Origin of the sequence: Amycolatopsis pittospori, assembly GCF_013870525.1 — a bacterium.
Classification (GTDB): Bacteria; Actinomycetota; Actinomycetes; order Mycobacteriales; family Pseudonocardiaceae; genus Amycolatopsis; species Amycolatopsis pittospori.
This window is the reverse complement of record NZ_JACBXD010000054.1, coordinates 44,613-54,511: the sequence shown is the minus strand read 5'-3', so window position 1 is coordinate 54,511 and position 9,899 is coordinate 44,613. Positions and strand designations below refer to the sequence as shown.

8 protein-coding genes and 1 pseudogene are annotated in these 9,899 nt (G+C 69.5%); 4 read left to right on the top strand and 5 right to left on the bottom strand.

Going from position 1 to position 9,899, the window contains the following annotated elements; translation table 11 throughout:
- The 4 genes and pseudogenes from H5J31_RS26695 to H5J31_RS26680 form a co-directional block, all read left to right on the top strand.
- Positions 1-1,344: pseudogene (locus H5J31_RS26695) on the top strand (cache domain-containing protein); the annotation flags it as partial.
- A complete protein-coding gene (gene pgsB / locus H5J31_RS26690) occupies positions 1,341-2,522 on the top strand; it encodes a poly-gamma-glutamate synthase PgsB (protein ID WP_181775397.1) in 1,182 nt (393 codons plus the stop codon). The pseudogene H5J31_RS26695 and the gene pgsB, both read left to right, overlap by 4 nt.
- Positions 2,522-3,004, top strand: coding sequence for a poly-gamma-glutamate biosynthesis protein PgsC/CapC (locus tag H5J31_RS26685; RefSeq protein ID WP_181775396.1), 483 nt, complete (start codon positions 2,522-2,524; stop codon positions 3,002-3,004). The genes pgsB and H5J31_RS26685 overlap by 1 nt, the downstream gene beginning before the upstream one ends.
- Before the next feature lie 8 nt (positions 3,005-3,012).
- Positions 3,013-4,017 (top strand): NlpC/P60 family protein, encoded by a 1,005-nt coding sequence (locus H5J31_RS26680; protein ID WP_181775395.1) that lies wholly within the window; start codon positions 3,013-3,015, stop codon positions 4,015-4,017.
- A 254-nt stretch (positions 4,018-4,271) separates the two neighbouring features.
- On the opposite strand, the gene ku is transcribed toward H5J31_RS26680, so the two are convergent.
- The 5 genes from ku to H5J31_RS26655 form a co-directional block, all read right to left on the bottom strand.
- Positions 4,272-5,141, bottom strand: coding sequence for a non-homologous end joining protein Ku (ku, locus tag H5J31_RS26675; protein WP_181775394.1), 870 nt, complete (start codon positions 5,139-5,141; stop codon positions 4,272-4,274).
- Positions 5,142-5,191: 50 nt separating this feature from the next.
- Entirely contained in the window at positions 5,192-5,584 is a 393-nt protein-coding gene (locus tag H5J31_RS26670; RefSeq protein ID WP_181775393.1) for a hypothetical protein, read from the bottom strand.
- 129 nt (positions 5,585-5,713) lie between these two features.
- Positions 5,714-8,023 carry a [protein-PII] uridylyltransferase gene (locus H5J31_RS26665; protein WP_181775392.1) on the bottom strand — a complete coding sequence of 770 codons (2,310 nt, stop codon included), beginning with the start codon at positions 8,021-8,023 and terminating at the stop codon, positions 5,714-5,716.
- Positions 8,024-8,032: 9 nt separating this feature from the next.
- Positions 8,033-8,371: a P-II family nitrogen regulator gene (locus tag H5J31_RS26660; protein ID WP_020630602.1), complete on the bottom strand. Its 339-nt coding sequence runs from the start codon at positions 8,369-8,371 to the stop codon at positions 8,033-8,035.
- On the bottom strand, positions 8,368-9,762 hold the full coding sequence (locus H5J31_RS26655) for an ammonium transporter (protein WP_181775391.1): 1,395 nt from the start codon (positions 9,760-9,762) through the stop codon (positions 8,368-8,370). The genes H5J31_RS26660 and H5J31_RS26655 overlap by 4 nt, the downstream gene beginning before the upstream one ends.
- Positions 9,763-9,899 lie beyond the last annotated feature (137 nt).

The window sequence follows — 9,899 nt, the reverse complement described above, 5'->3', positions numbered from 1 at the left end:
CGCCAGTCCCGCGTCCACGAGGTGAACCGGCTCACCCGCGCCGTCGAGCGCTCCCGGTCGAAGCTCAGACGGCGCAAGGCCGGCGCCGTGGTCAAGCCGTTCCTGTCCGCCCAGGCCGTCGTCGCACTCGTCTCCCTGGCACTGCTCGGCTGGTCGGTCACCGTCGCGGCGACACTCGGGCGCCAGTCCGCCGCCGTCTCGCCCACCATGCTGAGCGAATACGGCGGCCGAGTCGCGCATTCGGCCGACACCCTGCGCCGGAGCCTCTCCCAGGGCCTCGGCGACCTGCGTGCCATCGCCCGGCTCGGCGCGGACAAGCGGCCGGACCAGCTGCGCGGCATGCTCGAGCGGCTCGTGACGGACGAAAGCCGGTTCCGCAGCGTCTACGTCACCGATGCCGACGGCGGAGTGCTCGAACTGGCCGGGCGCGAGGCGCTGCGCGATCCGGGCAAGCTGCCCGACGGCGCCGGCCTGCGCCAGCACAACACCACCGGCCGGGTGCCCGTGGTCTACGCCTTCACACCTCTGCCGAACTCGGGCGGCGTCCTGGTCGGCGAATACGACGTGCCCCGGATGGCTTCGCTGCTCGACTCGGCGGGCGGCCGCGTCCGGGTGGTCGACGAGGGCAAGCGCACCATCGCCGACACCGAGGGCTATTTCGCCTTCTCCGAACTCACCGACCCCACCTTGCTCAAGAACTTCACCACCGCGCAGACCGGCGAGGACGCCCGTGAAACCACCGCGACGACCCTGGTCGCGGCCGAGCGCCTGGCCGACGACGGCAGCGCGGCCGAGCTGAAGTGGGTCGTCGTCGCCGAACAGCCGATCGGCTCGCTCGGTGTCGCGGACAACACCGTGCGGGCGGGTGCGCGCGTGGCCGCGCTCCTCACCGCCGTCGTCGCGCTGATGCTGTTCGCCTGGCATCTGCTGGTCGTCATCCGGCCGCTGCGCCGTGTCGCCGAAGCCGCCGTGCCGATCTCCAAGGGCGTCGGGATGGGTGCCGTGGTGTACCCGCAACGTCAGGACGAGATCGGCAGCATCGCCTCCTGCGTCGAAATCTGCCGCCAGGCGCTGGTCGACGGCAAGGTACGCCTCGGCGAGGTCCGGCGACCGGCCGGCGCGGCGACCGACGAGACCGCGCTGCTCCAGCGCGTCAAGGACGTCCCCCTCGAATCCGGTCGGCGGCCGGCTCCCGATCGACGCCCGGAAGCACGTCTCGCACCCCGGCGTCCGGCACGACCGCGCCGCGAGGTCCCCCGGGCGCCTCGCGACGAACTCCGGCCGGAACCGCCGCGCGCGCCACGGCGGCCTCAGCTGGCCGAACGGGGCCGGAACCCGAAGTGACGTTCCTCTACTTCGTCTTGCTCACCTCGTCGGCGGCGATGCTGGCCGCCGGGATCTTCGAGCAACGCAACCACTACCGGAACCTGCACAGCATCCCGACGCGGGTGCTCGTCAACGGCATCCGGGGCAAATCGTCGATCACCCGGCTCTGCGCGGGCGCGCTGCGCGGCGGCGGCCTGGTGACGACGGCGAAGACCACGGGCACCGCGGCCCGCTTCATCCACCCAGACGGGAGCGAAGAGCCGGTCTACCGCAAGTTCGGCATCGCCAACGTCGTCGAGCAGATCGGCATCGTCCGCCGCGCGGCCGCGTACCGGCCGGACGCGCTGGTGATCGAATGCATGGCGGTGATGCCGGACCTCCAGGAGATCAACCAGAGCAAGCTGATCCGTTCCACCATCGGCGTGCTCTGCAACGTCCGCGAGGATCACCTCGCCGAAATGGGCCCGACGCTGGACGACGTGGCGCGCTCGCTGAGCCGGTCGATGCCGATCGGCGGGATCTGTCTCACGGCGGAGAAGGACCGGCTCGCGATCCTCCAGGAAGAAGCGGACAAGCGGAACTGCCGTCTGATCGCGGTCGACCCCGAGACGGTCACCGACGAGGAGATGCGCGGGTTCGGCTGGATCACGTTCAAAGAGAACGTCGCGATCGCGCTGGCCGTGGCCGATCTGCTCAAGGTCAACCGTCGGCTGGCGCTCGAAGGTATGTGGGCGGCTCCGCCGGATCCCGGCGTTCTGCAGGTCCACCACTACCGCGCGGGGCGGCGCAGGCTCCGCTTCGCGAACGTCTTCGCCGCGAACGACCCCGAATCGACACTGATGAACATCGACCAGCTCCGCAAACAGGGCGCGATCGCCGATCCGCTGCACGTGATCATCAACTGCCGCCCCGACCGGGTCGAGCGCAACGGCCAGATGGGCGCGCTGATCCCGCGTATCGCCCCGGAACGCGTGGTGCTGATCGGCGACCCGACACGCAGCGCGCGGGCCGCGATCCCGACCGAATGGCACGACCGCGTCGTCGACCTCGGCGGCGCACGCCCCCCGGAATTCCTCATGCGCAAGATCATCGGCGGCATCGACCGTCAGGCGTCGCTGGTCGCCATCGGCAACATCCACGGACAGGGCGAACTGCTCATCGACGAACTCGCCAAACTGGAAGCGATCGGCCCCTGATGCTCACCACGTCACTCACCCCCGAGGTCGCGACCATCGGACTCGCCATCGGGCTGCTGTTGTCGCTGGTCTGCTACCTGACCACGAATCTGTCCCCCGGCGGCATGATCACGCCCGGCTGGATCGCCTTGACCATCGTCGAGGATTTCCGGCGAGCGGCCATCATCGTGCTGATGACGGCGCTGACCTACGCGGGCACGAAGCTGATGCAGCGCGTGGTGATCCTCTACGGCAAGCGGTTGTTCGCAGCGGTCGTCCTGCTGGGAGTCGTGCTGCAGACGACCTTGCTACTCGTCCTCCAGGCCGACTTCCCGCTGTTGTTCGTCCACCAGACCCTGGGGTTCGTGGTGCCCGGTCTGGTGGCCTACCAATTGGTCCGGCAGCCTCCGGCGGCGACCATTTTCGCCACCGCGGGAGTCAGCCTGGGCTGTTACGCGATCCTGATCAGCGGAGTGCTGGTCGGGCTGGTCCCCACGGTGTGAGGTCGGCAATGCGCAAGGCGATCCGGATCGGTGTGCTCGTCGCGGTGATCGTTGTGTCCGGTACGGCCGCGGTCTACGTGGCGAAGGAGGAGAAGCCGGGCATCACCGCCATGTCGGCGACCGCGGCCACGCCGGGTGCCGCGGCGGCGGGCGGGTACTCGTACGAACGGCTCGATGCCCCGGCCAGGACCATCGTCCGGGATTCCGCCGGCACGCAGCTGGCGTCGTTCACGGATGGCAGTCGCACGGTCATGCTGACGGGCCGGAGCCGGACCTTCACCGAACCGAAGTTCACCAAGGTCACCGTCACCTCGTCGGCCTGGATCAGATTCGCGCCGCAGGCATGGAAGGAAGGCGGGGAGAAGGAGGCGTGGTTCGGCGACTGGCTGCCCAAGGCCGTCGGCGATACCTCGCCGGACCTCCTCGCCTTCGCACTGCAGTACACCGACGGCTCGGCGCCTCAGACAGCCAAGAAGCTCCGGGTAGCGGGCGATGCCTCCTTCGGCCCCGACAGCGCCGAAGGACGGCAAGAGAAGTCGGACTTCTACGACTTCCTCGGCATCGGCTGGGATTTCCCCGACAAGCACGAGAACGCGGAACCGGCGCGCTTCGGCTCGCTCGACTGCTCCGGTTTCGTGCGGATGGTCTACGGCTACCGCGCGGGCTATCCGATGCTCGGCACCAACACGAAGGGGCCGGGCCTGCCGCGGCGCGCCTGGGCGATGTCCGAACTCGGGCCGGGAACACCGGTGATCGCGGACACCAAGAAGCAGGCCACGAACTACTCGGCGCTGCAGCCCGGCGACATCCTCTTCTTCAATCTGGAGCCGCATCTCGGGCCGCAGGTCTCGCACACCGGGATCTATCTCGGCATCGACAGCGACGGGAAGCGACGGGTGCTGTCCAGTCGCAAGGTCGCCAACGGGCCGACGTTCGGCGACGCCGGCGGTGTGTCGCTGATCGACGGCGAAGGCACCTACGCCAAGGCTTTCCGCGCGGCCAAGCGGCTCTGAAACGGGCAGAGCGCAAAAGAGGGCTCCGAGACCGGCCGCCCCTCGCAAGCCGGTATCGGAGCCCCTACGGAAGGCTCGCCTCCCCGCGAGCCGACCGTAAGCACTTGGCGAGTTCCGCGGAATGTCGGCTCGCCGGACCCCCAGTACCAGGCGATTCGCATCCCGCGCTCTCTCCGCGCGATGGCATAACAATGCCCGGTCACCGCCGGGTCACGGCAGCGTGAAGACCCCCAACTACCCCTGGGTAGAACTACTCAAGTCGTCTTCGCGCGTGACTTGGCCGACGACGCCCTCTTCGCCCGCGTACGCGCCTCTCGCGCCTTCCCTGTGGCAGCCTTCGCGCGAGTGACAGCGGCGTCGTCGGCTTCGACGGCGTTTTGCTGCAAAGCCGCCAGCAACCGCGTTACGCCTTCGGCCTGCTCCGCGGCAGTCGGCTGGAGGACGTCGTCGCCGTCCACCTTCGCCTGGATGAGCGCCTCAAGCGCTTCACGGTAGCGATCGGTGTAGCGCGAAGGCTCGAAGTCCTGAGTGAGGTCTTCGATGAGCGAGACCGCGTTTCGCAGCTCGCCGCGCCGCAGGTCGACGTCCTCGTGCAGGAACGGGAAGTCGGGGCGCCGGATCTCGTCGGGCCACAGCATCGTCTCGAGGACGAGCACCTGGTCCCGCACGCGCAGCGCGCCCAGCGTCTCCCGCTGCCGCAGCGTCACCTTCACGATCGCGATCCGCCCGGACTGCTGCAGCGCCTCGCTCAGCAGCACGTACGGCTTGGTGCCCGTCGGCTCCGGTTCGAGGTAGTAGCTGCGCGCGAAGTACGTCGAGTCGACCTGCTCGGCCGGGGTGAAGCCGAGGACGTCCATCGACTGGGTGGTCGGGGCGAGCAACGACGCGAAGTCCCGGCTGGTCAGCAGGACGACGTCGCCGCCTGGGACAGGATGTCCCTTGGCGATCTCGTGGGCGGGCACTTCGGCGCCGTCGACCTCGCAGACCCACTTCACCCGCACTCGGCCGCCGTCCGGCTCGTGCACCTGATGGAGGGGGATGTTGTGCTCCTCGGTCGCGCTGTACGCCTTGACCGGAATGGCGTAGGTCCCGAATCCGATCGTGCCTTTCCACACCGCGCGCATGGCCCACCTCCGCCTGGTCAGCGTATCCACGCGCCGAAGCGGCGGGACAGCTACAAACGGGTGTCAGGGGCGACTGATTCGCTCACACATTCGAATGACGGACCCGATTCGCCGAGTGCGTCGGCCGAACAGCCCACAGCGGTGGCGGCCGCTCGGAGTACCTCGGCGACGACCTCGACATCGACGGCGGGAGCGGCCGCCAACGCACCGTCGCCACCACCTTCGACGCGGAGGGCCATGCCTTCGAGCGCGACGGCCAGTGCCCGCTGGCCGTCGACGAGCTGTTCGACCACCTGGAGCAGTTCGGGGACGGTCGCGGCGGTGCCCGGCGCGGTCAGCGAGGTGGCGAGGTCTTCCGCGCAGCTCCGGAGGTGGGAGGCGACGACGGTCGGCGGCAACGTGAGCCGCTGTGGTCCGGGCGGGTTCTGCTCGTGCCCCAGCACTCGCTCACCGCCCTCCGGATCCTTCGGGTCTCGACGGCGAACATCCTGCCACCGCTACCCTCCGCCATCCGCGCGACACCCCGGGACGCCGGCCTCGCAAGTCCGTACCGAGCCGCACTCCTCAGGAAGTCAGGAAGCGGCGGCCCGCAGGGCGGCCTCGATCTTCGACCGCCAGGCCGCGTCGACCCGGCCGGTCCGCGGCGCGACGGCGAACGAGTCGACGACGGCGCCGCCGAGTGTGGCCACCTTCGCCCAGCGCACTTCGGCCTCGCACCGCCGCAGTGCGCCCGCGACCCGGTACAGCAGGCCGATCCGGTTCGCGGCCCGGAGTTCGACCACGACCGTGTCCTGTCCGCTGGTCTCGTCGTCGAACCAGATCACCTTCACGTTCGCGGAGGGAGTCTCGCCGTAGTCCCGTTCCTTCGCCGCGAGCCGCTGCGTGAGCGGCAGCGTCCCGGCCACCGCCCGCGCGAACTGCTCGCGCAGCAAGGTGACGTCCGGCAGCGAGCCGAACTTCGGCGACGCCGTGAACACGCCCGCCCGTCCCCCGTCGTGCCCGCGCAGCACCGCCGCGTGGACCTCCAGGGAGTTGAGCGCGAGGACCCCGGCGGCGGGCGCCAGGAGTTCCGCGCGCGCCGGGACCGCGAGCACCACGGTGACGACCTTGCCGACGGCCGAGATCCGCACCTCGCCGCGTCCGGAGGCGACGGCTTCGGCGACGAGTCCCCGTTGTTCGGCGCCCATCGGCTCCGGTGGAACGAAACCCTTGCCGTGCAACGCCTCCTCGCAACCGGACACGAGTTCGGCGAGCAGCCGAGCCTTCCAGTCCGTCCACACGCCCGGTCCGGTGGCCAGCGAATCGGCTGTCGTCAGTGCGTGCAGCAACTCCAGCAGGACCAGGTTCTCGTCCAGCGTCTTCGTCACCCGCTGGATCGTGGCCGGATCGCTGATGTCCCGCCGCGTCGCCGTATGCGGCAGCAGCAGATGGTGCCGCACCATCGCCGACACCAGCGCCACGTCGGCTTCCGGCAGCCCGAGCCGGGCCGCCACCTGGGCACTGATCTTCGCGCCGAGTTCGGAGTGGTCCGCGTCGCGGCCCTTGCCGATGTCGTGCAGCAGCGCGCCGATCAGCAGCAGGTCCGGCCGCGAAACCGTGGTCGTCAGTTTCGACGCCTCCACCGCGGCCCGTACGAGATGCCGGTCCACGGTCCACGAATGCACCGGTGACCTCGGCGGGAGGTCCCGCACCGCACCCCATTCGGGGAACAACCGCGCCCACAGGCCCGTGCGGTCGAGCGCCTCGACGGCGTCGACCAGGCCCTCGCCCGCGCCCAGCAGTTCCACCAGCGCCTTGAGGGCGTCGGCGGGCCAAGGCGCGCGCAGTTCCGGCGCGGTCTCGGCGAGTGCCCGCAGGGTCCCGTGCGAAATGGGTTTCCGGATCCGGGCCGACGCCGCGGCGACCCGCAGCAGCAACGCCGGATCCTTGGCGGGCACCGCGTCCCGCGCCAGCGCGACCTCGTTCCCGTGCAGGACGACACCTTCGTCGAGCGGTGTCCGCACCGGCCGCCGCCCGAACCGCGCCTTGGGCGGCTCCACAGTGGACCGGAGCGCGACGTCGACCGCGTAGGCGATCGTCCGCCCGGCACCGGAAAGCTTGCGTGCCAAGGTGAACCGGTCGCCGAACCCGAGCTCTTCGGCGACCGTCTCGGCCTCCGGAGCGCTGAGGACGTCACGTTCGCGACGCAGTTCCCGGCGCAGTTCGGTCCGGACGTCGAGGAGCAATCCCTTGGCCGTCAGGAGTTCTTCGCCCGGCCTCGCGGTCAGCTGCGCCGCCGCGAGTGCTTCCAGGACGGCGAAGTCCCGAAGCCCGCCTCGGCCGTGTTTGAGATCCGGCTCGGCCGACTGTGCGATCTCGCCACTGCGGTCCCAGCGCTGACGCACCGCGTCCGACAGCTCGCCGACCCGTTTCCGGGTCGTCCGCCGCCACTGATCCCGCGCCGCGGCCGCCAGCCTGGTGGTGATCTCGGCGTCCCCGGCGATATGCCGGATGTCGAGCAGTCCCATCGCGGTCCGCAGGTCCTCGGACGCCACCTTCAGCGCCTCACCCGGCGTGCGGACCGAGTGGTCGAGGCCGATCTTGGCGTCCCACAACGGGTACCAGATCGCGTCGGCGATCTCGCCGACCTTGCCGTTGCCGTTGTGCAGCAACAGCAGGTCGAGGTCGGAGAAGGGCACCAGTTCGCTGCGCCCCAGGCCGCCGACGGCGGCCAGCGCGACACCGGGTTCGGCGGTGTCGACGCCGGCCGCCGAAGCGCCCTTGCCCAACCAGAATTCGTAGAGGTCGACCAGGGCCGCCCGCAACGCGGCCGCCCCTAGCCTCCCGTGCCTGCCCTCGAGCAGTCGCTCGGTGGCCTTGACCAGTTCACCCCCGTCGGCCATCCGTGACGCCTATAGGGCGTCCGAGCCGCGTTCGCCGGTCCGTACCCGGATCACCGTCTCGACCGGCGTCACCCAGATCTTGCCGTCGCCGATCTTGCCCGTGTGGGCGGCCGTGGTGATCGCGTCGAGGACCTTCTCGACGTTGGAGTCGTCGGTGACGACCTCGACCCGCAGCTTCGCCACGAAGTCCACGGAGTACTCCGCACCCCGGTAGACCTCGGTGTGGCCCTTCTGCCTGCCGTAGCCCTGCACCTCGCTGACCGTCATGCCGAGCACGCCCAGCTGCTCCAGCGCGGAGCGGACGTCGTCGAGCGTGAACGGCTTGACGATCGCGGTGATCAGCTTCATGCCTTCGTCTCCTCGAGTTTCGTGGCCGCCTTGCCGGTGGGCGCCTTGACCGGGATGGTGGTCGGCTGGCCGAGGCCGCCGCCCGAACCGGTGAAGTCGTAGGCGCTTTCCGCGTGCTGGGCCTCATCGATACCACTGACCTCGTCCTCCGCGCTGACGCGGAACCCGCCGAGCTTCTTGATCACCCAGCCGATGATGAAGGTCAGCACGAACGAGTAGGCGAGCACGGCGCCCGCCGCGGCGGCCTGGATGCCGAGCTGGCCGATACCACCGCCGTAGAAGAGACCGTCGACGCCGAGCGAGTTGACGCTCTTGGTGCCGAAGAGACCGATGAGCAGCGTACCGACGAGACCACCCACGAGGTGGACGCCGACGACGTCGAGGGAGTCGTCCAGCCCGAAGCGGAACTTGAGGCTGATCGCCAGGGCGCACAGGACACCGGCGACGAGACCGATGGCGATGGCGCCCAGCGGGCTGACGAAACCGGCGGCCGGGGTGATCGCGACGAGACCGGCGACGGCACCCGAAGCGGCGCCGAGGGTGGTCGGCTTGCCGACCTTGATCTGCTCGACGATCAGCCAGCCGAGCACGGCGGCCGCGGTCGCGACGGTGGTGTTGGTGAACGCCACGGCGGCGAGGTCGTTGGCGGCCAGCGCCGAACCGGCGTTGAAGCCGTACCAGCCGAACCAGAGGAGCGAGGCACCCAGGAGCACGAACGGGACGTTGTGCGGGCGACCGGTGTTCTTCGGCCAGCCCTTGCGCTTGCCGAGCACGATCGCCAGCGCGAGACCGGCCGCACCGGCGTTGATGTGGACCGCGGTACCACCGGCGAAGTCGAGCGCCTTGAGCTGGTTGGCGATCCAGCCGCCGACCGAGTCGGGGCCGATGAAGCCGTTGAACGAGAACACCCAGTGCGCGACCGGGAAGTACACGATGGTCACCCAGACCGCGACGAACAGGGTCCAGCCCCAGAACTTGGCGCGATCGGCGATGGCACCGGAGATCAGCGCGGGCGTGATGATCGCGAACATCAGCTGGAACATCACGAAGGCGAACAACGGCAGACCGTCGGCGCCGGGCCAGGCGACCTCGGGCGCGGTGTCGGTCGCGGCGGTCGCGAACCCGGCGAGCTTGCCGGAGATGTCCGAGAGTCCGGCGAAATCGAAGTTACCGAGCAGACCGCCGCCCACGTCGTTGCCGAACGCCATCGTGAAGCCGTACAGCGTCCAAAGGACCCCGACCACGGCCAGCGCGATGAAGTTCATCATCAACATGTTCAAAACGCTCTTCGCGCGGACCATGCCGCCGTAGAAGAACGCCAGTCCCGGTGTCATGAGCATGACCAGCGCGGCGCTGATCAATACCCATGCGGTGTCTCCTGCGTTCAGCACAATCTTCCTCCCGTGCCTGGGGTGTACTGCGCAGGAATTTTTGGACGGCGGTGTTTCCTCGGGCGGCGATTCAGGTTTCACCCGCGTGAACTGTCGGTGCGGCGTTGTTACGGCCAGGTTTCCGGTTACCCGGTGCG